This is a genomic window from Streptococcus sp. AS20 (assembly GCF_000524255.1).
In the GTDB taxonomy this organism is placed as follows: Bacteria; Bacillota; Bacilli; order Lactobacillales; family Streptococcaceae; genus Streptococcus; species Streptococcus constellatus.
Window position 1 is genome coordinate 177,352 of sequence record NZ_JANS01000012.1, and the last position, 20,624, is coordinate 197,975.

Annotated in this window: 33 protein-coding genes; 32 read left to right on the forward strand and 1 reads right to left on the reverse strand. The window is 40.5% G+C overall.

All coding sequences use genetic code 11. The features are described 5' to 3' along the window. Positions 1-231 precede the first annotated feature (231 nt). Positions 232-1,077 (reverse strand): DUF975 family protein, encoded by an 846-nt coding sequence (locus HMPREF1514_RS07600; protein WP_037598465.1) that lies wholly within the window; start codon positions 1,075-1,077, stop codon positions 232-234. A gap of 200 nt (positions 1,078-1,277) precedes the next feature. Here HMPREF1514_RS07600 and tgt point away from each other — a divergent pair, with 200 nt between their 5' ends. From tgt to rplQ, 32 genes are all read left to right on the forward strand, one after another. Further along, positions 1,278-2,420: a tRNA guanosine(34) transglycosylase Tgt gene (tgt, locus tag HMPREF1514_RS07605; protein ID WP_037598467.1), complete on the forward strand. Its 1,143-nt coding sequence runs from the start codon at positions 1,278-1,280 to the stop codon at positions 2,418-2,420. A gap of 25 nt (positions 2,421-2,445) precedes the next feature. Further along, on the forward strand, positions 2,446-3,090 hold the full coding sequence (locus tag HMPREF1514_RS07610) for a uridine kinase family protein (protein WP_037598470.1): 645 nt from the start codon (positions 2,446-2,448) through the stop codon (positions 3,088-3,090). A gap of 179 nt (positions 3,091-3,269) precedes the next feature. Continuing rightward, complete coding sequence (locus HMPREF1514_RS07615) at positions 3,270-5,087, forward strand: acyltransferase family protein (protein ID WP_037598472.1); 1,818 nt, start codon at positions 3,270-3,272, stop codon at positions 5,085-5,087. 515 nt (positions 5,088-5,602) lie between these two features. Continuing rightward, positions 5,603-5,911 (forward strand): 30S ribosomal protein S10, encoded by a 309-nt coding sequence (rpsJ, locus tag HMPREF1514_RS07620; protein WP_002894478.1) that lies wholly within the window; start codon positions 5,603-5,605, stop codon positions 5,909-5,911. Between the two features lie 82 nt (positions 5,912-5,993). Continuing rightward, a complete protein-coding gene (gene rplC / locus HMPREF1514_RS07625) occupies positions 5,994-6,620 on the forward strand; it encodes a 50S ribosomal protein L3 (RefSeq protein ID WP_003029484.1) in 627 nt (208 codons plus the stop codon). A gap of 24 nt (positions 6,621-6,644) precedes the next feature. Continuing rightward, positions 6,645-7,268 carry a 50S ribosomal protein L4 gene (gene rplD / locus HMPREF1514_RS07630; RefSeq protein ID WP_037598474.1) on the forward strand — a complete coding sequence of 208 codons (624 nt, stop codon included), beginning with the start codon at positions 6,645-6,647 and terminating at the stop codon, positions 7,266-7,268. Beyond that, on the forward strand, positions 7,268-7,564 hold the full coding sequence (locus HMPREF1514_RS07635) for a 50S ribosomal protein L23 (protein ID WP_037598479.1): 297 nt from the start codon (positions 7,268-7,270) through the stop codon (positions 7,562-7,564). The genes rplD and HMPREF1514_RS07635 overlap by 1 nt, the downstream gene beginning before the upstream one ends. A 17-nt stretch (positions 7,565-7,581) precedes the next feature. After that, positions 7,582-8,415, forward strand: coding sequence for a 50S ribosomal protein L2 (gene rplB, locus HMPREF1514_RS07640; RefSeq protein WP_003071334.1), 834 nt, complete (start codon positions 7,582-7,584; stop codon positions 8,413-8,415). Positions 8,416-8,501: 86 nt separating this feature from the next. Continuing rightward, on the forward strand, positions 8,502-8,780 hold the full coding sequence (gene rpsS / locus HMPREF1514_RS07645; protein ID WP_000533765.1) for a 30S ribosomal protein S19: 279 nt from the start codon (positions 8,502-8,504) through the stop codon (positions 8,778-8,780). A 14-nt stretch (positions 8,781-8,794) separates the two neighbouring features. After that, the gene (rplV, locus tag HMPREF1514_RS07650; RefSeq protein ID WP_003026550.1) at positions 8,795-9,139 is read left to right on the forward strand and encodes a 50S ribosomal protein L22; all 345 of its coding nucleotides are present in this window, start codon (positions 8,795-8,797) and stop codon (positions 9,137-9,139) included. Between the two features lie 12 nt (positions 9,140-9,151). Next, positions 9,152-9,805, forward strand: coding sequence for a 30S ribosomal protein S3 (gene rpsC, locus HMPREF1514_RS07655; RefSeq protein WP_003071330.1), 654 nt, complete (start codon positions 9,152-9,154; stop codon positions 9,803-9,805). Between the two features lie 3 nt (positions 9,806-9,808). After that, the gene (gene rplP / locus HMPREF1514_RS07660) at positions 9,809-10,222 is read left to right on the forward strand and encodes a 50S ribosomal protein L16 (protein WP_003062852.1); all 414 of its coding nucleotides are present in this window, start codon (positions 9,809-9,811) and stop codon (positions 10,220-10,222) included. A gap of 9 nt (positions 10,223-10,231) precedes the next feature. After that, complete coding sequence (rpmC, locus tag HMPREF1514_RS07665) at positions 10,232-10,438, forward strand: 50S ribosomal protein L29 (protein WP_003071328.1); 207 nt, start codon at positions 10,232-10,234, stop codon at positions 10,436-10,438. 27 nt (positions 10,439-10,465) lie between these two features. After that, a complete protein-coding gene (gene rpsQ / locus HMPREF1514_RS07670) occupies positions 10,466-10,726 on the forward strand; it encodes a 30S ribosomal protein S17 (protein ID WP_003026542.1) in 261 nt (86 codons plus the stop codon). A 25-nt stretch (positions 10,727-10,751) separates the two neighbouring features. Continuing rightward, entirely contained in the window at positions 10,752-11,120 is a 369-nt protein-coding gene (gene rplN, locus HMPREF1514_RS07675; RefSeq protein WP_003071326.1) for a 50S ribosomal protein L14, read from the forward strand. A gap of 76 nt (positions 11,121-11,196) precedes the next feature. Beyond that, positions 11,197-11,502 carry a 50S ribosomal protein L24 gene (gene rplX / locus HMPREF1514_RS07680; protein ID WP_003071325.1) on the forward strand — a complete coding sequence of 102 codons (306 nt, stop codon included), beginning with the start codon at positions 11,197-11,199 and terminating at the stop codon, positions 11,500-11,502. A 23-nt stretch (positions 11,503-11,525) separates the two neighbouring features. Next, positions 11,526-12,068 carry a 50S ribosomal protein L5 gene (gene rplE / locus HMPREF1514_RS07685; protein WP_003071324.1) on the forward strand — a complete coding sequence of 181 codons (543 nt, stop codon included), beginning with the start codon at positions 11,526-11,528 and terminating at the stop codon, positions 12,066-12,068. A 17-nt stretch (positions 12,069-12,085) separates the two neighbouring features. Continuing rightward, on the forward strand, positions 12,086-12,271 hold the full coding sequence (locus tag HMPREF1514_RS07690; protein ID WP_001085699.1) for a type Z 30S ribosomal protein S14: 186 nt from the start codon (positions 12,086-12,088) through the stop codon (positions 12,269-12,271). A 168-nt stretch (positions 12,272-12,439) separates the two neighbouring features. Beyond that, positions 12,440-12,838: a 30S ribosomal protein S8 gene (rpsH, locus tag HMPREF1514_RS07695; RefSeq protein WP_003071323.1), complete on the forward strand. Its 399-nt coding sequence runs from the start codon at positions 12,440-12,442 to the stop codon at positions 12,836-12,838. 194 nt (positions 12,839-13,032) lie between these two features. Beyond that, a complete protein-coding gene (gene rplF, locus HMPREF1514_RS07700) occupies positions 13,033-13,569 on the forward strand; it encodes a 50S ribosomal protein L6 (RefSeq protein ID WP_003071322.1) in 537 nt (178 codons plus the stop codon). Between the two features lie 81 nt (positions 13,570-13,650). Continuing rightward, positions 13,651-14,007 (forward strand): 50S ribosomal protein L18, encoded by a 357-nt coding sequence (gene rplR / locus HMPREF1514_RS07705; RefSeq protein ID WP_003040651.1) that lies wholly within the window; start codon positions 13,651-13,653, stop codon positions 14,005-14,007. A gap of 18 nt (positions 14,008-14,025) precedes the next feature. Then, positions 14,026-14,520 carry a 30S ribosomal protein S5 gene (gene rpsE / locus HMPREF1514_RS07710; protein ID WP_006269137.1) on the forward strand — a complete coding sequence of 165 codons (495 nt, stop codon included), beginning with the start codon at positions 14,026-14,028 and terminating at the stop codon, positions 14,518-14,520. Between the two features lie 13 nt (positions 14,521-14,533). After that, positions 14,534-14,716 (forward strand): 50S ribosomal protein L30, encoded by a 183-nt coding sequence (gene rpmD, locus HMPREF1514_RS07715; RefSeq protein ID WP_003029471.1) that lies wholly within the window; start codon positions 14,534-14,536, stop codon positions 14,714-14,716. Positions 14,717-14,876: 160 nt separating this feature from the next. Continuing rightward, a complete protein-coding gene (gene rplO, locus HMPREF1514_RS07720; protein WP_003071320.1) occupies positions 14,877-15,317 on the forward strand; it encodes a 50S ribosomal protein L15 in 441 nt (146 codons plus the stop codon). A 12-nt stretch (positions 15,318-15,329) separates the two neighbouring features. Continuing rightward, positions 15,330-16,637, forward strand: a complete 1,308-nt coding sequence (gene secY / locus HMPREF1514_RS07725; protein WP_003071319.1) for a preprotein translocase subunit SecY — start codon at positions 15,330-15,332, stop codon at positions 16,635-16,637. Positions 16,638-16,880: 243 nt separating this feature from the next. After that, positions 16,881-17,519 (forward strand): adenylate kinase, encoded by a 639-nt coding sequence (locus tag HMPREF1514_RS07730; RefSeq protein ID WP_003071318.1) that lies wholly within the window; start codon positions 16,881-16,883, stop codon positions 17,517-17,519. A gap of 116 nt (positions 17,520-17,635) precedes the next feature. Further along, complete coding sequence (gene infA, locus HMPREF1514_RS07735; protein WP_001029883.1) at positions 17,636-17,854, forward strand: translation initiation factor IF-1; 219 nt, start codon at positions 17,636-17,638, stop codon at positions 17,852-17,854. A gap of 24 nt (positions 17,855-17,878) precedes the next feature. Then, positions 17,879-17,995 carry a 50S ribosomal protein L36 gene (rpmJ, locus tag HMPREF1514_RS09295; RefSeq protein ID WP_001808836.1) on the forward strand — a complete coding sequence of 39 codons (117 nt, stop codon included), beginning with the start codon at positions 17,879-17,881 and terminating at the stop codon, positions 17,993-17,995. 15 nt (positions 17,996-18,010) lie between these two features. Continuing rightward, entirely contained in the window at positions 18,011-18,376 is a 366-nt protein-coding gene (rpsM, locus tag HMPREF1514_RS07740) for a 30S ribosomal protein S13 (RefSeq protein ID WP_002262317.1), read from the forward strand. A 19-nt stretch (positions 18,377-18,395) separates the two neighbouring features. Continuing rightward, positions 18,396-18,779 carry a 30S ribosomal protein S11 gene (gene rpsK / locus HMPREF1514_RS07745; RefSeq protein ID WP_001118385.1) on the forward strand — a complete coding sequence of 128 codons (384 nt, stop codon included), beginning with the start codon at positions 18,396-18,398 and terminating at the stop codon, positions 18,777-18,779. 44 nt (positions 18,780-18,823) lie between these two features. Beyond that, complete coding sequence (locus tag HMPREF1514_RS07750; protein WP_003071316.1) at positions 18,824-19,762, forward strand: DNA-directed RNA polymerase subunit alpha; 939 nt, start codon at positions 18,824-18,826, stop codon at positions 19,760-19,762. An 11-nt stretch (positions 19,763-19,773) separates the two neighbouring features. Beyond that, positions 19,774-20,160: a 50S ribosomal protein L17 gene (gene rplQ / locus HMPREF1514_RS07755; protein ID WP_003071313.1), complete on the forward strand. Its 387-nt coding sequence runs from the start codon at positions 19,774-19,776 to the stop codon at positions 20,158-20,160. Positions 20,161-20,624 lie beyond the last annotated feature (464 nt).

Here is a 20,624-nt window from a genome sequence, read left to right on the forward strand (position 1 = left end):
TGGTTATACTATGTTTATCAAATGAAGACCTCCTAACTTTATTTGATAGAAATCCTAAACTTTTTCATAATAATCTCCCTAATAAAAGTCACCCATTGGTGGCTTTTTTCATGTAAAGTTTGCAATAGAACACTTTAGCGGAATCACTTTACGAAAAATGGATACAACTCAAAAGACCTGAACAGTTCGTTCAAGTCTTTTGTTGGATTGCCAATTGTTTCATGCAAGAAATTAATAAAAAATTGGAGTCTGATCTTGTTCCTTTAGCACAGCTTCATAGAAAAGAGATTGAGCTGTATAAACGTAAGGATAAACGTAAATGGAAGCAATGCCAAAAGTAATGGCGCTTAGTAAGTACCAACCGATAAAGGTTAAATCAAGAACAAATCGCTTTCCTTTATAACCTTTCATCATTTGGCGACTTGCACGGATGATTTTAAAGGCGCTCTCATAGCTCTGGTTTTCTAATGTATCACAAAGAATAAATTCTACTTGCGAATAAGCGTAATATTGAGGAAGTGCAATAATAATACCGATTACCATCAAAATAAAACCGATGAGAATATAAAGTAACAATGTCCCAACAGTTGTTTGAAGTGCAGTATTTTGTGAGAGAGCTTGAGAATTGGGGAGGAGTTTTATGACACTAAAACTAGCCAGAATCATCATGCCGCTTCCAATCCAGACGAAAATATTCCACAGAAATAGTAATACACGTTTGAGCAAAAGTGTCATGAAAACAGGACCAATTACTTTACTATCAAAAGTCCGAATGGAATCTGTAAAATGCACCTCTTGCCGTTTTCCGCGAATGACTTCCAGTAAGGTCCAAAAAGCAGCCGTCAAAAAGAAAGATACGATAAAACTAATCGCGATTGGGAAAAGAGAACGATTGATTCCGTGGACAATCGTCTTTTGAATGCCATATTGTAAGATATTATTGGAAAAGGTATCTGAAGAATAATTGTAAACAACAGAAATAATCGCCGTTAGAATTGGTACCAAAAAGAGTGCATAGATACCTTTGGTTTGACGTTGGATACGACGAGCCTCTGCCCGCAATTCACTTAAATTCATATTTGCCTCCTAATTTGAAACATATTATACCATATTTTGGAGTCAAGTTAATCATAGCTGGCAGAAAACCTTTTGAAAAAATTACTGCTTTATCTTTCCTCTTTTTTTTGATAAAATCATACAGGATGTTGTGAGCAAGTGAAACTCACACACTATAGAATGAAGATCTGGGACTGTTTTTCCCAGCATCGGAGGTAAAAATGTCAGATTCACCGATTCAGTATCGTTTGATTAAAAAAGAAAAGCACACAGGTGCTCGCTTGGGAGAGATTATCACACCTCATGGCACCTTTCCAACACCTATGTTTATGCCGGTCGGCACTCAGGCTACGGTCAAGACTCAGTCTCCTGAGGAGCTCAAGCAAATGGGCTCTGGTATCATCTTGGCCAATACTTACCATCTCTGGTTGCGACCAGGTGATGAGCTGATTGCTCGTGCGGGTGGGCTGCACAAGTTCATGAACTGGGATCAAGCTATTCTAACGGATAGCGGCGGTTTTCAGGTTTATTCCTTGGCAGACAGCCGCAATATCACAGAAGAGGGTGTGACCTTTAAAAATCACCTCAACGGCTCTAAGATGTTTTTGTCGCCAGAAAAAGCGATTTCTATTCAGAACAATCTGGGAAGTGACATCATGATGTCTTTTGATGAATGCCCGCAGTTCTACCAACCGTATGATTATGTCAAGAAATCCATTGAGCGGACGAGTCGCTGGGCAGAGCGTGGGCTTAAAGCTCACAGTCGCCCTCACGATCAAGGACTCTTTGGGATTGTGCAGGGAGCTGGTTTTGAAGATCTGCGTCGTCAATCGGCGCATGATTTGGTCAGCATGGATTTTCCAGGTTATTCTATCGGTGGGCTAGCTGTCGGAGAGTCTCACGAAGAGATGAATGCAGTGCTAGACTTCACAACGCCTATGCTGCCCGAAAGCAAACCTCGCTATCTCATGGGAGTTGGAGCGCCGGATAGTTTGATAGACGGTGTGATTCGGGGCGTTGATATGTTTGATTGCGTCCTGCCAACTCGGATTGCCCGAAACGGCACCTGTATGACCAGCGAAGGACGCTTGGTGATTAAGAATGCTCAGTTTGCAGAAGATTTTACACCACTAGATCATGATTGCGATTGTTATACGTGTAAAAATTACACACGAGCCTATATTCGTCATTTACTAAAAGCTGATGAAACATTTGGCTTGCGTCTAACTAGCTATCATAATCTTTATTTCTTGGTTAATCTGATGAAAAAGGTTCGTCAAGCTATTTTAGATGATAATCTACTAGAATTTCGTGAAGACTTTGTCGAGCGTTACGGCTACAATCGATCCAAGAGGAATTTTTAAGAAATTTTATTTGAAAGGATAAACTATGTCTGATGAAGAAAAATTGCTGGAAAGATTGACAGCATATCTGTCAGACGACCAAAAACATACCCTGCGTATTTACGGTCATGGTGCTTCAGGCAAGTCAACTTTCGCTCGAAAACTCCAACTAATTCTGGGTGAGGAACGAGCCAATCTGCTGGCAACAGATCCTTACTTAATTGTTGGAGAGTATCGAGATTTGCTCAGTTCTAAGGATTTTCCTCATCAAAAAGTAACAGCCTGTCTCCCGGCTGTTTATGAGCTCAGTAGTCTAGAACGAGATATTCGTGCTTTGCAGTCTGGTTTGGATATCTTGACGATAGGTACAGCTTGGGCATCCAGCCTCCGCTTGTCAGCTCAAAAGCCGATTTTAATAGTAGAAGGCATGTCAGCAGCTTTTTTACCAAAGAATCTGTTTGATTTATCTATTTGCTTTCACACGGATGAGGGGACAGAGCTGGAGCGCCGCTTGGCTCGAGATACAGCCGTTCGAGGTCGCGATGTGCACTGGATTCGGCAAGCGCACACTAGCCGCCGCCAGCAATATGAACACTACTATAAAATGTATCAGGAAGAGGCTGATTTTCTCATCAGCCAGACTGAAGAGGGCTTTGGAATAGATAAAATAAGCAATGGACTTGGAAAATAAAATTCCAGGTCTTTTGTTTTTTTGGCTTATTTTTTGGTAAAATAGAATAAAATAGATTTTATAGCAACGTTGCTAAATGCAGCAATTAACAGAATTTTTGGCTTGCTTGACTCAGCAGTGGTGTAGGCTTGCGGGAGTTGGTCGGTCTGTAGCAGTAGTGAAAAGGATTTAGGAGAAATATGCGTATCAAATGGTTTTCAATGGTTCGAGTGACAGGCTTATTGCTGGTTCTCTTGTATCACTTTTTTCAAAAATTATTTCCTGGGGGATTTCTCGGTGTTGATGTCTTTTTCACCTTTTCAGGTTTTCTGATTACAGCGCTCTTGATTGATGAGTTTTCTCAGAGTAAAAAAATAGAGCTTCTAGCCTTCTTTCGACGGCGTTTTTATCGGATTGTTCCCCCTGTCATCGTCATGGTATTGGTGGTCATGCCCTTTACCTTTTTGATTCGGCGGGATTTTGTAGCCGGTATTGGAACGCAGATTGCAGCAGTCATGGGCTTTGTGACTAACTTTTACGAAATGATGACGGGTGGGAGCTACGAGGCTCAGTTTATTCCACATTTATTTGTCCATAACTGGAGTCTGGCTGTAGAGGTTCATTATTATCTACTTTGGGGACTGGCCGTCTGGTTCCTAGCCCAATATTGCAAAACAGCCGGTCAGCTGAGGGGCAGTATCTTTTTGCTGTCTTCGTTTGGTTTGCTTATCAGCTTTCTCAGTATGTTTATTGGCAGCCTTTTAGGACTCAGTTTTTCGGAGCTTTATTTCTCGACCTGGACTCACATTTATCCTTTCTTTGTCGGCAGTATCCTAGCGACCTTGACCGGTATCAAACAGATGACAGGCCTGTTAAAGAAAATAATTCGCTCCTGGTCTTTGCGAGAGGCTTGTCTGGTCTTTGCGGCGGGAGCGGGTCTCTTAGCTATGATGATGTTCTGGATCAAGTTTGATTCGCTTTTTACCTATTTGCTTGGTTTTCTTTTGGCTAGTTTGTCAGCGGCGGCTATGATATTGGCTACACGGGTCTTGCATGAGAAGACTCCCGACCTAAAAGAACCGCTAGTTTTGACAGTGATTGCTGATACGAGTTATGGAGTCTATCTTTTCCATTGGCCTTTCTACACGATTTTTTCACAGCTGATGGGCAATCTGCCTGCGGTGATGTTAACAAGTCTTCTTTCTCTTGCTTTTGCTGGACTGTCCTTTTATGTTATTGAGCCAATCATTGCTGGGAAATCCCCTGCTTTTCTCGGTTGGGACTTGCATTTTACGCAGTTGAAAAAGGTCTTGGCAATGAGTTTCGTAGGTTTGCTTCTTATCAGCCTGCTGGCTATCGGACTTGCTCCGAAGATTGGGGCGTTTGAGACAGATATGCTAGTCAATGGTCTTCATCAGGCTGACACCAAGCTAAATCGGACTAAAAGTCTTGCAGAAAAAGGAGAAGCTAGTAGTTACAATATTGCAGATGGTGTGACGATTATTGGTGACTCCGTTACCTTACGGGCTAGTACTCCGCTAAAGGAAGTCCTGCCGGATGCACAAGTCGATGCTCAAGGCAGTCGCAATACAGCTCAGGCTCGCGAAATTATGAGCAATAATGCCGCAGCTGGCGGCTTGCTCAAGACCGTCGTGGTAGCAACCGGTGTTAATATTGTCTTTAACTACGAAAAAGAACTGAATGAGTTGGTCAAGACCCTACCGAAGGGACATCGGCTTATTCTGGTAACTCCTTACGATGGTAATTCAGACAAATATGACAATCCTGTCGCCGAAAAACATGCGCAATATGCCAGAGAGTTAGCCAAGAAATATGCTTACGTCACCATTGCCGATTGGAACACTACTGCCAAGCAGCACCCAGAAATCTGGGTAGGTAGTGATCATATCCACTTTGGAGAAGATGCCGACACAATTGCTGCAGGTGGTCGACTCTATGCGCAGGAAATTCAAAAGGCTGTCACAAAAGCAGCAGACGGGCCTGTAAAGCACAAGTAAATTCTTAGTGCATGGGGAAGTGCAAGTTTGTATTGAACATTCGATTTATCCTAGTAGTTAAAAATCTGTGCAAGCCCTTCAACTAAGCATGTAGGAAACAAACTGACTTTAAGCGTGGAAGGGGTAGTTTGTCTTCTTACCAGGCAATTCTACTTATTCATATTAAAGAAAAAATGATTTGTAAATGTCAAGCCTCATTTTAAATGAGACTTGATTTTTTTTGTGTTGGTACTTACGACTAATAAAGATTTCTATATTTAATCTCTTGCTTTTTCAGAAGATAGTAAAAGCTCAATAAGAAAGGGGAACGCTTTCAAATAAAAAAACTAAAAAACTTGCTCAAATCCCTTGCAATGCTTGGTTCTTTGTGTTAAGATATTATGGTGCTGTGAAAAACAGTCTATAGCTTTGATGCAAGAGGTTGCGACACGCTCGGTTGCATTGCCACGTGATCGCCTGTCGGTTTTCTTGTGGAGCTAGCCTATTATCTTAAATAGACGAAAAAGGAGAAAAAGATGGCAAACAAAAAAATCCGCATCCGTTTGAAAGCTTACGAACATCGTACACTTGACACAGCGGCTGCAAAAATCGTAGAAACTGCTACTCGTACAGGTGCTGAAGTTGCAGGTCCAATCCCACTTCCAACTGAACGCAGCCTCTACACAATCATTCGTGCGACTCATAAATATAAAGATTCTCGCGAACAATTTGAAATGCGCACGCACAAACGTTTGATCGACATCATTAACCCAACTCAAAAAACAGTTGACGCTTTGATGAAATTGGATCTTCCAAGTGGTGTGAACGTAGAGATTAAACTTTAGTCTAAGCTTGATCTAAATTAGAGCATGAAAAACGCTCGTTAAAAACTTTTTGAAAAAACTATAGAAAAGGAAACATTTTCTCATGACAAAAGGAATCTTAGGGAAAAAAGTGGGAATGACTCAAATCTTCACTGAAGCTGGCGAATTAATCCCTGTGACTGTTGTTGAAGCAGCTCCAAACGTTGTTCTTCAAGTGAAAACAGTTGAAACAGATGGTTACAACGCAGTTCAAGTTGGTTTTGACGATCTTCGTGACGTATTGAGCAACAAACCTGCTAAAGGACATGTAGCAAAAGCTAACACGGCTCCTAAGCGCTTCATTCGTGAATTCAAAAACATTGAAGGCTTAGAAGTTGGTGCAGAAATTACAGTTGACACTTTCGCAGCCGGCGATGTTGTTGATGTAACAGGAACTTCAAAAGGTAAAGGTTTCCAAGGTGTTATCAAACGCCACGGTCAATCTCGTGGGCCAATGGCTCACGGTTCTCGTTATCACCGTCGTCCTGGTTCAATGGGACCAGTTGCGCCTAACCGTGTTTTCAAAAATAAACACTTGGCAGGTCGTATGGGTGGAAATCGTGTAACAATTCAAAACCTTGAAATTGCACAAGTTGTTCCAGAGAAAAACGTTATCCTGATCAAAGGTAACGTACCTGGTGCTAAGAAATCTCTTATCACGATCAAATCAGCAGTTAAAGCTGGTAAATAATAAAGAAAGGGGAAATCAGTCACAATGGCAAACGTAAAATTATTTGACCAAACTGGTAAAGAAGCTGGTGAAGTAGTTCTTAACGATGCAGTATTTGGTATTGAGCCAAATGAATCAGTTGTCTTTGACGTTGTTATCAGTCAACGTGCAAGCCTTCGTCAAGGAACTCACGCTGTTAAAAACCGCTCTGCAGTATCAGGTGGCGGACGCAAACCATGGCGTCAAAAAGGAACTGGACGTGCGCGTCAAGGTTCTATTCGCTCTCCACAATGGCGTGGTGGTGGTACCGTATTTGGTCCAACTCCTCGTTCATACGCCTACAAACTTCCACAAAAAGTTCGTAGATTGGCACTTAAATCAGTTTATTCTGAAAAAGTTGCTGAGGACAAATTCGTAGCTGTAGACAGCCTTTCATTTACAGCTCCAAAGACTGCTGAGTTTGCAAAAGTACTTGCTGCGCTTAGCATTGATTCAAAAGTACTTGTAATTCTTGAAGAAGGAAACGAATTTGCTGCACTTTCAGCTCGTAACCTTCCAAATGTGAAAGTTGCAACAGCAACAACTGCAAGTGTTCTTGATATCGTAAATAGCGACAAACTTCTTGTTACTAAAGAAGCTATCTCTACAATCGAGGAGGTTCTTGCATAATGAATTTGTATGACGTAATCAAAAAGCCTATCATCACAGAAAACACAATGGCTCTTCTTGAAGAGGGTAAATACGTATTTGAGGTGGACACTCGTGCTCATAAGCTTCTTATCAAACAAGCAGTTGAAGCTGCTTTTGATGGAGTAAAGGTTGCAAACGTGAACACAATCAATGTAAAACCAAAAGCAAAACGTGTAGGGCGTTATACTGGTTTTACAAATAAAACTAAAAAAGCTATCATCACTCTTACAGCTGATTCAAAAGCAATCGAGTTGTTTGGTGCTGAAACAGAATAATCTAAGGAGGAAATATCGTGGGAATCAGAGTTTATAAACCAACTACAAATGGTCGCCGTAATATGACTTCTTTGGATTTTGCCGAAATCACAACGAGCACTCCAGAAAAAACTTTGCTTGTTTCTTTGAACAACAAAGCCGGTCGTAACAACAACGGTCGTATCACTGTTCGTCACCAAGGCGGCGGACACAAACGCCACTATCGTTTAATTGACTTCAAACGCAATAAAGATGGTGTTGAAGCAGTTGTTAAAACAATTGAATACGATCCAAATCGTTCAGCGAATATCGCTCTTGTACATTACACTGATGGTGTAAAAGCTTATATCATCGCTCCTAAGGGCCTTGAAGTTGGCCAACGCATCGTTTCTGGACCAGAAGCAGATATCAAAGTCGGAAACGCTCTTCCACTCGCTAATATCCCAGTCGGTACATTGATTCATAATATTGAATTGAAACCAGGTCATGGCGGTGAATTAGTACGTGCTGCCGGAGCTTCTGCTCAAGTGTTGGGACAAGAAGGGAAATACGTCCTTGTTCGTCTTCAATCTGGTGAAGTTCGTATGATTCTTGGCACTTGCCGTGCCACAGTTGGTGTTGTCGGAAATGAACAACACGGTTTGGTTAATCTTGGTAAAGCAGGACGTAGCCGTTGGAAAGGTATTCGCCCAACAGTTCGCGGTTCTGTAATGAACCCTAACGATCACCCGCACGGTGGTGGTGAAGGTAAAGCACCAGTTGGTCGTAAAGCGCCATCTACTCCATGGGGCAAACCTGCTCTTGGACTTAAAACTCGTAATAAAAAAGCGAAATCTGACAAACTCATCGTTCGTCGTCGCAACGAGAAATAATCTAAAACAATCTATCCGCCAGCTCGGTAGCGCTGCTTAGCAGCGCAGGCCGCTGTGGTACTTATTTTAAAGGAGAAAATATAAAAATGGGACGCAGTCTTAAAAAAGGACCTTTCGTCGATGAGCATTTGATGAAGAAAGTTGAAGCTCAAGCCAACGACGAAAAGAAAAAAGTCATCAAAACTTGGTCACGTCGTTCAACGATCTTCCCAAGTTTCATCGGATATACAATCGCAGTCTATGACGGCCGCAAGCATGTACCTGTATATATTCAGGAAGACATGGTAGGTCACAAGCTTGGTGAGTTTGCGCCAACTCGTACTTACAAGGGTCACGCAGCTGACGATAAGAAGACACGTAGATAAGAGAGGAGAAGGACATGGCAGAAATTACTTCAGCTAAAGCAATGGCTCGTACAGTGCGCGTTTCCCCTCGCAAATCTCGTCTGGTTTTGGACAATATCCGTGGGAAAGATGTCGCTGACGCAATCGCAATCTTGAAATTCACTCCAAACAAAGCTGCTGGCATTATCGAAAAAGTGCTCAATTCAGCAATCGCTAACGCAGAAAACAACTTTGGTTTGGAAAAAGCAAACTTGGTAGTATCTGAAGCTTACGCAAACGAAGGACCAACCATGAAACGTTTCCGTCCACGTGCGAAAGGTTCAGCTTCACCAATCAACAAACGCACTAGCCACATCACAGTGGTTGTTGCAGAAAAATAAGGAGGTAAAATCGTGGGTCAAAAAGTACATCCAATAGGTATGCGTGTCGGTATCATCCGTGACTGGGATGCCAAATGGTATGCTGAAAAAGAATACGCGGATTACCTTCATGAAGATCTTGCAATCCGTAAATTCATTCAAAAAGAATTAGCTGACGCAGCTGTTTCAACTATTGAAATCGAACGCGCAGTAAACAAAGTAAATGTTTCCCTTCACACTGCCAAACCAGGTATGGTTATTGGTAAAGGTGGTGCAAACGTTGATGCACTTCGTGCAAAACTTAACAAATTGACTAGAAAACAAGTCCACATCAACATCATTGAAATCAAATCACCAGATTTAGATGCTCATCTTGTTGGTGAAGGTATTGCTCGCCAGTTAGAGCAACGTGTTGCTTTCCGCCGTGCTCAAAAACAAGCTATCCAACGTACTATGCGTGCTGGTGCTAAAGGGATTAAAACTCAAGTATCTGGTCGTTTGAACGGTGCAGATATCGCTCGTGCAGAAGGATATTCTGAAGGAACCGTTCCACTTCACACACTTCGCGCAGATATTGACTACGCTTGGGAAGAAGCAGATACTACTTACGGTAAACTTGGTGTTAAAGTTTGGATTTACCGCGGAGAAGTTCTTCCGGCTCGTAAAAACACTAAAGGAGGTAAATAACCAATGTTAGTACCTAAACGTGTTAAACACCGTCGCGAATTTCGTGGTAAAATGCGCGGTGAAGCTAAAGGTGGTAAAGAAGTAGCATTTGGAGAATATGGTCTTCAAGCAACTACTAGCCATTGGATCACAAACCGCCAAATCGAAGCTGCCCGTATCGCTATGACGCGTTACATGAAACGTGGTGGTAAAGTTTGGATTAAAATCTTCCCACATAAATCATACACTGCCAAAGCTATCGGTGTGCGTATGGGATCTGGGAAAGGTGCTCCAGAAGGTTGGGTTGCACCCGTTAAACGTGGCAAAGTGATGTTTGAAATCGCTGGTGTATCAGAAGAAGTTGCTCGTGAAGCCCTTCGTCTTGCAAGCCACAAATTACCAGTTAAAACAAAATTCGTAAAACGTGAAGCTGAATAAGGAGAAGGCATGAAACTTAATGAAGTAAAAGAATTTGTTAAAGAACTTCGTGGTCTTTCTCAAGAAGAACTCGCGAAGCGTGAAAATGAATTAAAGAAAGAATTGTTTGAACTTCGTTTCCAAGCAGCAGCGGGTCAATTAGAACAAACCGCACGCTTGAAAGAAGTGAAAAAACAAATCGCTCGTATCAAAACTGTTCAATCAGAAGTTAAGTAATAGACTTGGGAAAGGAGAAATTCTAAAATGGAACGTAATCAACGTAAAACTCTTGTTGGACGCGTTGTTTCTGACAAGATGGATAAAACAATCACAGTTGTAGTTGAAACTAAACGTAACCACCCAGTCTATGGTAAGCGTATTAACTACTCTAAAAAATACAAAGCACATGATGAAAATAACATCGCTAAAGAAGGCGACATCGTTCGTATCATGGAAACTCGTCCGCTTTCAGCTACAAAACGCTTCCGTCTTGTAGAAGTTGTAGAAGAAGCTGTTATTATCTAATCTTACCTGAAAGGAGAAAACTTAAATGATTCAAACAGAAACTCGTTTGAAAGTTGCTGACAACAGCGGTGCCCGCGAAATCTTGACAATCAAAGTTCTTGGTGGTTCAAAACGCAAATTCGCTAGCATTGGTGATGTCATCGTTGCATCTGTAAAACAAGCTACTCCTGGTGGTACGGTTAAAAAAGGTGACGTTGTAAAAGCGGTTATCGTTCGTACTAAATCAGGTGCTCGTCGTAAAGATGGTTCATACATCAAATTCGACGAAAACGCTGCAGTGATTATCCGTGATGATAAAACTCCTCGCGGAACTCGTATCTTTGGCCCAGTTGCACGTGAATTGCGTGAAGGTGGATTCATGAAGATTGTGTCACTTGCCCCAGAAGTACTTTAATCTCAAACAAACTAAGTCCCCTATCTTTAATTAGATAGGGTGCCTATCAAGGCGTAAGAAATCAAAGGAGAAACCAATGTTTGTAAAAACTGGCGACAAAGTTCGCGTGATTGCTGGTAAGGACAAAGGTGTTGAAGCCAAAGTCATTGCCGCACTTCCAAAGGTAAATAAAGTTGTTGTTGAAGGTGTAAACATCATCAAGAAACACCAAAAACCTAATAATGAAAACCCTCAAGGTGCTATCGTAGAAAAAGAAGCACCAATCCATGTATCTAACGTTCAAGTGTTGGACAAAAATGGTGTTGCAGGGCGTGTTGGCTACAAGTTTGTAGACGGCAAAAAAGTTCGTTACAATAAAAAATCAGGCGAAGTGCTTGACTAATCACGAAGGAAAGGAGAAGTATAATGGCTAATCGTTTAAAAGAAAAATATCTTAATGAAGTAGTTCCTGCTTTGACTGAAAAGTTCAACTACTCATCTGTTATGGCTGTGCCAAAAGTGGATAAAATCGTTTTGAACATGGGTGTTGGTGACGCTGTTTCAAACGCTAAAAATCTTGAAAAAGCTGCTGAAGAGCTTGCTCTGATCTCAGGTCAAAAACCACTTATTACTAAAGCTAAAAAATCAATCGCCGGCTTCCGTCTTCGTGAAGGTGTAGCGATCGGTGCTAAAGTAACTCTTCGTGGTGAACGTATGTATGAGTTTTTGGATAAATTGGTTACTGTATCGCTTCCACGTGTTCGTGACTTCCACGGAGTTCCAACAAAATCATTTGATGGACGTGGAAATTATACACTTGGTGTGAAAGAACAGTTGATTTTCCCAGAAATTAGCTTTGATGATGTTGATAAGACACGCGGTCTAGATATCGTTATCGTAACAACTGCTAACACCGATGAAGAATCACGTGAATTGCTTACAGGCCTTGGAATGCCTTTTGCAAAATAATCTAGGAGGTAAATAAATTGGCTAAAAAATCAATGATTGCTAAGAACAAACGCCCAGCGAAGTTCTCTACGCAAGCTTACACTCGTTGCGAACGTTGTGGTCGTCCACATTCTGTTTACCGCAAATTTAAACTTTGCCGTGTTTGCTTCCGTGAATTGGCATACAAAGGACAAATTCCAGGCGTTACCAAAGCATCTTGGTAATATTATGATGTGAGAGCGTTAAGAGAACGCAGTAAAAATAGGAAGTTTGATGCAGGAGCGACGCTCCAAAGCAAATTGGTCTTTTTTGCCAAAGCTGTCACGCTCTCTGTATCATGTATTAACTAGCAAGTGAAAGCTTCAAACTACTAGTAAGAGGAGAAAATAAAAATGGTTATGACTGACCCAATTGCAGACTTTTTAACACGTATTCGTAATGCGAACCAAGCAAAACACGAAGTGTTGGAAGTACCTGCTTCAAATATTAAAAAAGGAATTGCTGAAATTCTTAAACGCGAAGGTTTTGTGAAAAACGTTGAATACATTGAAGATGACAAACAAGGTGTTATTCGTGTATTCTTGAAATACGATCAAAACGGTGGAAAAGTAATCACTGGTTTGAAACGTATTTCAACTCCAGGGCTTCGTGTTTATAAAAAACGTGAAGATCTTCCAAAAGTTTTAAATGGACTTGGAATTGCAATCATTTCAACATCTGAAGGCTTGTTGACCGATAAGGAAGCACGTCAAAAGAATGTTGGTGGGGAAGTAATCGCCTACGTTTGGTAAAATTAAGATACAAAGCTCGTAAAGAACAAAGCAAAATTAGGAAGTTGGAGCAGTTTGTTTACAAACCAGCCAACTTATCTATTTTGCACAGTTCTTAGAGCGTGTTCAATTTAGCTATTGAACACAATAAGTATCTTTAACCCCGTGAAAACTAGTCGCTTTGCGGCTTGATAATCTAACAGGAGAAAAATAACATGTCACGTATTGGTAATAAAGTTATTCCATTGCCTGCTGGTGTTGAATTGACCAACAAGGACAACGTAGTAACTGTAAAAGGACCTAAAGGAGAACTCACTCGTACGTTCTCAAAAGATATTGAAATCCGTGTGGAAGGAACAGAATTAACACTTCACCGTCCAAACGATACAAAAGAAATGAAAACAATTCACGGAACAACTCGTGCCCTTTTGAACAACATGGTTCATGGTGTCTCAGAAGGCTTCAAGAAAGAACTTGAAATGCGCGGGGTTGGTTACCGTGCTCAACTTCAAGGGAAAAAGCTTGTGCTTTCAGTTGGTAAATCGCATCCAGATGAAGTAGAAGCTCCTGAAGGTATTACTTTTGAACTTCCAAATCCAACGACTATTGTTGTGAGTGGAATTTCAAAAGAAGTAGTAGGGCAAACTGCTGCTTACATTCGTAGTCTGCGTGCTCCAGAACCATATAAAGGTAAAGGTATCCGCTACGTTGGTGAATTTGTTCGCCGTAAAGAAGGTAAAACAGGTAAATAATGTTAAACGGTTGTTCTTCAACCGAAATAATTATTTCCAACTTTGTGCTTAGGCACACAATAAAATTAAGAGGTGAAAATTGTGATTTCGAAACCAGATAAAAACAAAGTCCGCCAAAAACGCCATCGTCGCGTTCGCGGAAAACTCTCTGGAACTGCTGATCGCCCACGTTTGAACGTTTTTCGTTCTAATACAGGCATCTACGCTCAAGTAATTGATGACGTAGCGGGTGTAACGCTCGCAAGCGCTTCAACTCTTGACAAAGAAGTTTCAAAAGGAACTAAGACTGAACAAGCCGTTGTTGTTGGAAAACTCGTTGCTGAACGTGCAGTTGCTAAAGGTATTTCTGAAGTGGTGTTTGACCGCGGTGGATATCTCTATCACGGACGTGTAAAAGCTTTGGCTGATGCAGCTCGTGAAAACGGATTGAAATTCTAATAGGGAGGACACTAGAAAATGGCATTTAAAGACAATGCAGTTGAACTTGAAGAACGCGTAGTTGCGATTAACCGTGTTACTAAAGTTGTTAAAGGTGGACGTCGTCTTCGTTTTGCAGCTCTTGTAGTTGTCGGTGACCGCAATGGTCGTGTAGGCTTCGGTACTGGTAAAGCTCAAGAAGTACCAGAAGCTATTCGCAAGGCAGTTGAAGATGCGAAGAAAAATTTGATTGAAGTACCAATGGTTGGCACAACAATTCCTCACGAAGTTCTTTCAGAATTTGGTGGAGCTAAAGTATTGTTGAAACCAGCTGTAGAAGGTTCTGGAGTTGCTGCTGGCGGCGCTGTTCGTGCCGTTATCGAATTGGCAGGTGTGGCAGATGTAACATCTAAATCGCTTGGTTCTAACACTCCAATCAACATTGTTCGTGCAACTGTTGAAGGTTTGAAACAATTAAAACGCGCTGAAGAAGTTGCTGCCCTTCGTGGTATTTCAGTTTCTGACTTGGCATAAGAAAGGAGATAACATGGCTCAAATTAAAATTACTTTGACTAAGTCTCCAATCGGACGCATCCCGTCACAACGTAAAACTGTTGTAGCACTTGGACTTGGCAAATTGAACAGCTCAGTTATCAAAGAAGACAATGCTGCCGTTCGTGGTATGATTACAGCTGTTTCTCATTTGGTAACTGTTGAAGAAGTAAAGTAAGCAAAAATTTTTGCTGCAAAACTTTAACTTGAAAATAAATTAGGGGATGGGAGAAATTTCTCAGCCCCTAAAACTAAATATGTGTATAGGCGAGTTTGCAGTAGGGACACCTTTTCCCTGCTGCGAGCGCTAGCATTTTACAAAAGAGGAGAAAATAATAATGAAACTTCATGAATTACAACCTGCTACAGGTTCTCGTAAAGTCCGCAATCGTGTTGGTCGTGGTACTTCATCAGGTAATGGTAAAACTTCTGGCCGCGGTCAAAAAGGTCAAAAAGCTCGTAGTGGTGGAAAAGTTCGTCTTGGCTTTGAAGGTGGACAAACACCATTGTTCCGTCGTATGCCAAAACGTGGTTTCTTAAATATTAATCGTAAAGAATATGCAATTGTTAACCTTGATCAATTGAATGGCTTTGAAGATGGTACAGAAGTAACACCAGTTGTTCTCGTTGAAGCAGGTATTGTAAAAGCTGAAAAATCTGGTGTTAAGATTCTTGGTAATGGTGAATTGACGAAGAAATTGACTGTTAAAGCAGCTAGATTCTCTAAATCAGCCGAAGAAGCTATCACTGCTAAAGGTGGTTCAGTGGAAGTCATCTAAGTGAGGTGACCTATGTTTTTTAAACTATTAAAAGATGCATTAAAAATCAAACAGGTTCGTTCTAAAATTCTCTTTACAATTTTTATTGTATTAGTATTTCGAATTGGTACAACGATCACTGTTCCAGGTGTTAATGCAAAAAGCTTAGAAGCTCTTAATGGGCTTTCCTTTCTAAACATGCTTAGTCTTGTCTCAGGTAATGCATTGCGAAATTTCTCAGTTTTTGCATTGGGAGTCAGTCCATACATTACCGCATCCATTGTTGTACAACTACTCCAAATGGATATTTTACCTAAGTTTGTAGAATGGGGTAAACAAGGTGAAGTTGGACGAAGAAAGTTAAATCAAGCGACGCGCTATATTGCCTTAGTCTTGGCATTTGTTCAATCTATCGGTATTACAGCAGGTTTCCATACCTTATCTAGTGCTAAGTTGGTGGCAACACCTAATTGGCAGACCTATTTGTTAATTGGTTTTCTGTTAACGACGGGTTCTATGATTGTGACTTGGTTAGGGGAACAAATTACAGATAAAGGCTATGGTAACGGTGTTTCTATGATTATCTTTGCAGGTATCGTAGCAGCAATTCCAGGAATGATTAAGAGTATATATGTAGACTACTTTGTCAATGTACCAAGCAGCCGTATTACTTCATCTATCATTTTTGTTACTATTCTGATTATAGCTGTTTTACTCATTGTTTACTTTACAACCTTCGTTCAACAAGCAGAATATAAAATTCCAATCCAGTATACCAAGATAGCTCAAGGGGCACCTTCTAGCTCTTACCTTCCTTTGAAAGTTAACCCAGCAGGTGTTATTCCTGTTATCTTTGCAAGTTCGATTACTGCCGCACCTGCAGCTATTTTCCAATTTTTGACAGCTACAGGTCACAATACACAGTGGGTTCGAGTGGCGCAGTCGTTGTTTGCGACGACGACAGTCAGCGGCATCGCAATGTATGCTCTCTTGATTATTTTGTTTACATTTTTCTATACATTTGTACAAATCAATCCAGAGAAAACTGCGGAAAATTTGCAAAAGAGCGGTGCCTATATTCATGGTGTCCGTCCGGGTAAAGGTACAGAAGAGTACATGTCCAAGCTGCTTCGTCGCTTGGCAACAGTTGGTTCACTTTTCTTAGGCTTTATTTCGATTTTACCGATTTTAGCAAAAGATTTATTTGGATTGACAGATGCTGTTGCTTTGGGTGGTACTAGTTTGTTGATTATTATTGCGACTGGTATTGAAGGGATGAAACAACTTGAAGGTTATCTTCTAAAGAGAAAATATACTGGCTTTATGAATACAACAGAATAGAATAAAGTAAAGAAAGATATTTTAACTTGAAAAGCAATTTGCGTTAAATAACGAACGCAATGGTTGATGATGAAAATGAGCTTTTGTTTTCATCTTGAATCAACTATGTTGCGGGGTGGGAGAGCAAATCGAAAATCATAGATTTTCTGAAGTCTGTCCCACTCTTTCTATTTTGTTTTTAAATAAGTTTATGAAATGCTGTTAATTAATAGATTTGTTTAAAAACAAAAAAGGAGAAGGATTATGAATCTTTTGATTATGGGCTTGCCAGGCGCAGGCAAGGGAACACAAGCAGCCAAAATCGTTGAGAAATTTGGTGTTGCACATATTTCAACGGGAGATATGTTTCGTGCAGCTATGGCAAACCAAACTGAAATGGGTGTACTTGCTAAATCATACATTGACAAAGGCGAATTAGTACCTGATGAAGTGACCAATGGAATTGTCAAAGAACGACTATCACAAGATGATATTAAAGAAAAAGGCTTTTTGTTAGACGGTTACCCACGCACCATTGAGCAAGCTCATGCGTTGGATGAGATATTAACTGCCCTTGGTCTTGTTTTGGATGGGGTTGTCAATATTGAAGTAGATCCGAATAGTCTACTAGAGCGCTTGAGTGGACGGATTATTCATAAAAAAACGGGAGAAACTTTCCATAAAGTATTTAATCCACCAGCAGATTATAATGAAGAAGATTATTACCAACGTGAAGATGACAAACCTGAAACAGTGAAACGTCGTTTGGATGTCAACATTGCACAAGGTCAGCCGATTATTGATCATTATCGCGCTCAAGGTTTGGTTCATGATATTCAAGGTAACCAAGAAATTGATGCAGTCTTTGCTGACATCGAAAAAGTCTTGATGAATTTGAAATAAAAGCGTTTTTCAAGCTTGCAATATTTGACAAGTAGTGATACAATGAATTAGTCTGACTTATAATTGTTACCTCTGTGTCCAGAGGAACGAATCGAAATTTAGGGAGGTGCTTTTGCGTGGCAAAAGACGATGTGATTGAAGTTGAAGGCAAGGTTGTTGATACCATGCCAAATGCAATGTTTACGGTTGAACTTGAAAATGGACATCAGATTTTGGCAACAGTTTCTGGTAAAATTCGTAAAAATTATATTCGTATTTTAGCGGGAGACCGTGTTACTGTCGAGATGAGTCCATATGATTTGACACGTGGACGGATCACCTACCGCTTTAAATAATCGAAATACTTGGAGGGATAAAAAATGAAAGTAAGACCATCGGTCAAACCAATTTGCGAATACTGTAAAGTTATTCGTCGTAATGGTCGTGTTATGGTAATTTGCCCAGCAAACCCAAAACACAAACAACGTCAAGGATAATAGAAAGGAGAAAAAATGGCTCGTATTGCTGGAGTTGATATTCCAAATGACAAACGTGTAGTTGTTTCGCTTACTTATGTATACGGTATCGGTCTTCCAACTTCTAAGAAAATTTTGGCTGCTGCTGGAGTTTCAGAAGATATTCGTGTGAAAGATTTAACATCTGATCAGGAAGATGCTATCCGTCGTGAAGTTGATGCTATCAAAGTTGAAGGTGACCTTCGTCGCGAAGTAAACTTAAACATCAAGCGTTTGATGGAAATCGGTTCATATCGTGGAATCCGTCATCGTCGTGGACTTCCTGTACGTGGACAAAACACTAAGAACAACGCTCGCACTCGTAAAGGGAAAGCTGTTGCGATTGCTGGTAAGAAAAAATAATATAAGGAGGTAAAAAGTCTTGGCTAAACCAACACGTAAACGTCGTGTGAAGAAAAATATCGAATCTGGTATTGCTCATATTCACGCTACATTTAACAACACTATTGTTATGATTACTGATGTGCATGGTAACGCAATTGCTTGGTCATCTGCTGGAGCTCTTGGATTTAAAGGTTCTCGTAAATCTACACCATTTGCTGCCCAAATGGCATCTGAAGCTGCTGCAAAATCTGCACAAGAACACGGTCTTAAATCAGTTGAAGTTACTGTTAAAGGTCCAGGTTCTGGTCGTGAGTCAGCTATTCGTGCTCTTGCTGCCGCTGGTCTTGAAGTAACAGCTATTCGTGATGTGACTCCTGTGCCACACAATGGTGCTCGTCCTCCAAAACGTCGCCGTGTATAATCATAAACCATTACACTGCTTTTCGTTTAAGAGGGAGTAACTAAATGATTGAGTTTGAAAAACCAAATATAACAAAAATTGATGAAAATAAAGACTACGGCATATTTGTAGTAGAACCACTAGAACGTGGTTATGGTACAACGCTTGGGAACTCACTTCGTCGTGTACTTCTTGCATCTCTACCGGGTGCTGCTGTAACATCTATCAATATTGAAGGTGTATTGCACGAATTCGATACAGTTCCAGGTGTCCGTGAAGATGTAATGCAAATCATTCTGAACGTCAAAGGGATTGCTGTAAAATCTTACGTCGAAGACGAAAAGACAATTGAACTGGATGTTGAAGGTCCTGCAGAAATTACTGCCGGTGATATTTTGACAGATAGTGATATTGAAATTGTAAATCCTGATCATTATCTTTTTACAATCGGTGAAGGCGCTAGCTTAAAAGCTATTATGACTGTAAATGCAGGGCGTGGTTATGTGCCGGCTGATGAAAATAAAAAAGATGATGCACCAGTAGGAACGCTTGCGGTAGATTCAATCTATACGCCGGTGAAAAAGGTTAATTACCAAGTTGAACCAGCTCGCGTTGGTAGCAATGATGGTTTTGATAAATTAACTCTTGAAATCATGACAGACGGAACGATTATTCCAGAAGATGCCTTGGGACTTTCTGCGCGTATTTTAACGCAACATTTGGATTTATTCACTAATTTAACTGAAGTGGCAAAATCTACCGATGTAATGAAAGAAACAGAAAAAGTTTCAGATGATCGTGTGTTAGATCGTACAATTGAGGAATTGGATTTATCAGTTCGTTCATACAACTGCTTGAAACGAGCTGGTATCAATACTGTATTTGATTTGACAGAAAAAACTGAACCTGAAATGATGAAAGTAAGAAATCTAGGACGGAAGAGTCTTGAAGAGGTAAAAGTAAAACTTTCTGATCTCGGTCTTGGATTAAAAAACGATAAATAAAGGAGGAAAACATGGCTTACCGTAAACTAGGACGCACTAGCTCACAACGTAAAGCAATGCTTCGCGATTTAACCACTGACTTGATTATCAATGAATCAATCGTGACGACAGAAGCTCGTGCAAAAGAAATCCGTAAAACAGTAGAAAAAATGATTACCTTGGGTAAACGAGGAGACTTGCATGCACGCCGTCAAGCAGCAGCTTATGTACGTAATGAAATTGCATCAGAAAACTATGATGAAGAAACAGCAAAATATACTTCAACTACTGCCCTTCAAAAACTATTCTCTGATTTAGCACCTCGTTATGCAGAACGTAAAGGAGGATATACTCGTATCCTTAAAACTGAACCACGTCGTGGTGATGCAGCGCCAATGGCTATCATTGAATTAGTATAATTTTTATCAATTTTGTTGAGTGTTATGATGATGGAGTCAAGTTACTCTTAGTCTAGCTCTGGTCTACCGCTAGGATTTTCCTAGCGGGAACACTCATCTTATGATAATCACCGTAGACGCTTGTTTACGAAATTGCTTTTCCTATAAAAGCAATTTCGTAAGCAGGCGTTATTTAAATTTCGTAATCTCTGTGAGGTTTCTTCGGCAGAAACAAATTCGTATAGAGGACTGTATAAATTTAAATGGAGAGAATGAATACAATTTTTCGATATAGAGATAACCTCTTCTCTCTCAACGTTCACAATTTATCCCAGAAGTGTAATTGCTTGGGCTAAGGTTGTCAGAAAGGAACAAATAGAAGTCGGAAGAGAAAAGAAGGAAGTCAAATGTTCCTCTCCTTGTTATACTAAAGAAAAAAGGAGGGTTATGAAATGGACTTCAAGGAGTTGTATGACAAAGTGAGA

Coding starts and splice junctions, on each gene's coding strand:
- HMPREF1514_RS07600 (WP_037598465.1), bottom strand. CDS start 1,077: ATGAATTTAAGTGAATTGCGGGCAGAGGCTCGTCGTATCCAACGTCAA.
- tgt (WP_037598467.1), top strand. CDS start 1,278: ATGTCAGATTCACCGATTCAGTATCGTTTGATTAAAAAAGAAAAGCAC.
- HMPREF1514_RS07610 (WP_037598470.1), top strand. CDS start 2,446: ATGTCTGATGAAGAAAAATTGCTGGAAAGATTGACAGCATATCTGTCA.
- HMPREF1514_RS07615 (WP_037598472.1), top strand. CDS start 3,270: ATGCGTATCAAATGGTTTTCAATGGTTCGAGTGACAGGCTTATTGCTG.
- rpsJ (WP_002894478.1), top strand. CDS start 5,603: ATGGCAAACAAAAAAATCCGCATCCGTTTGAAAGCTTACGAACATCGT.
- rplC (WP_003029484.1), top strand. CDS start 5,994: ATGACAAAAGGAATCTTAGGGAAAAAAGTGGGAATGACTCAAATCTTC.
- rplD (WP_037598474.1), top strand. CDS start 6,645: ATGGCAAACGTAAAATTATTTGACCAAACTGGTAAAGAAGCTGGTGAA.
- HMPREF1514_RS07635 (WP_037598479.1), top strand. CDS start 7,268: ATGAATTTGTATGACGTAATCAAAAAGCCTATCATCACAGAAAACACA.
- rpsS (WP_000533765.1), top strand. CDS start 8,502: ATGGGACGCAGTCTTAAAAAAGGACCTTTCGTCGATGAGCATTTGATG.
- rplV (WP_003026550.1), top strand. CDS start 8,795: ATGGCAGAAATTACTTCAGCTAAAGCAATGGCTCGTACAGTGCGCGTT.
- rplP (WP_003062852.1), top strand. CDS start 9,809: ATGTTAGTACCTAAACGTGTTAAACACCGTCGCGAATTTCGTGGTAAA.
- rpmC (WP_003071328.1), top strand. CDS start 10,232: ATGAAACTTAATGAAGTAAAAGAATTTGTTAAAGAACTTCGTGGTCTT.
- rpsQ (WP_003026542.1), top strand. CDS start 10,466: ATGGAACGTAATCAACGTAAAACTCTTGTTGGACGCGTTGTTTCTGAC.
- rplN (WP_003071326.1), top strand. CDS start 10,752: ATGATTCAAACAGAAACTCGTTTGAAAGTTGCTGACAACAGCGGTGCC.
- rplX (WP_003071325.1), top strand. CDS start 11,197: ATGTTTGTAAAAACTGGCGACAAAGTTCGCGTGATTGCTGGTAAGGAC.
- rplE (WP_003071324.1), top strand. CDS start 11,526: ATGGCTAATCGTTTAAAAGAAAAATATCTTAATGAAGTAGTTCCTGCT.
- rpsH (WP_003071323.1), top strand. CDS start 12,440: ATGGTTATGACTGACCCAATTGCAGACTTTTTAACACGTATTCGTAAT.
- rplF (WP_003071322.1), top strand. CDS start 13,033: ATGTCACGTATTGGTAATAAAGTTATTCCATTGCCTGCTGGTGTTGAA.
- rpsE (WP_006269137.1), top strand. CDS start 14,026: ATGGCATTTAAAGACAATGCAGTTGAACTTGAAGAACGCGTAGTTGCG.
- rpmD (WP_003029471.1), top strand. CDS start 14,534: ATGGCTCAAATTAAAATTACTTTGACTAAGTCTCCAATCGGACGCATC.
- rplO (WP_003071320.1), top strand. CDS start 14,877: ATGAAACTTCATGAATTACAACCTGCTACAGGTTCTCGTAAAGTCCGC.
- secY (WP_003071319.1), top strand. CDS start 15,330: ATGTTTTTTAAACTATTAAAAGATGCATTAAAAATCAAACAGGTTCGT.
- HMPREF1514_RS07730 (WP_003071318.1), top strand. CDS start 16,881: ATGAATCTTTTGATTATGGGCTTGCCAGGCGCAGGCAAGGGAACACAA.
- rpmJ (WP_001808836.1), top strand. CDS start 17,879: ATGAAAGTAAGACCATCGGTCAAACCAATTTGCGAATACTGTAAAGTT.
- rpsM (WP_002262317.1), top strand. CDS start 18,011: ATGGCTCGTATTGCTGGAGTTGATATTCCAAATGACAAACGTGTAGTT.
- HMPREF1514_RS07750 (WP_003071316.1), top strand. CDS start 18,824: ATGATTGAGTTTGAAAAACCAAATATAACAAAAATTGATGAAAATAAA.
- rplQ (WP_003071313.1), top strand. CDS start 19,774: ATGGCTTACCGTAAACTAGGACGCACTAGCTCACAACGTAAAGCAATG.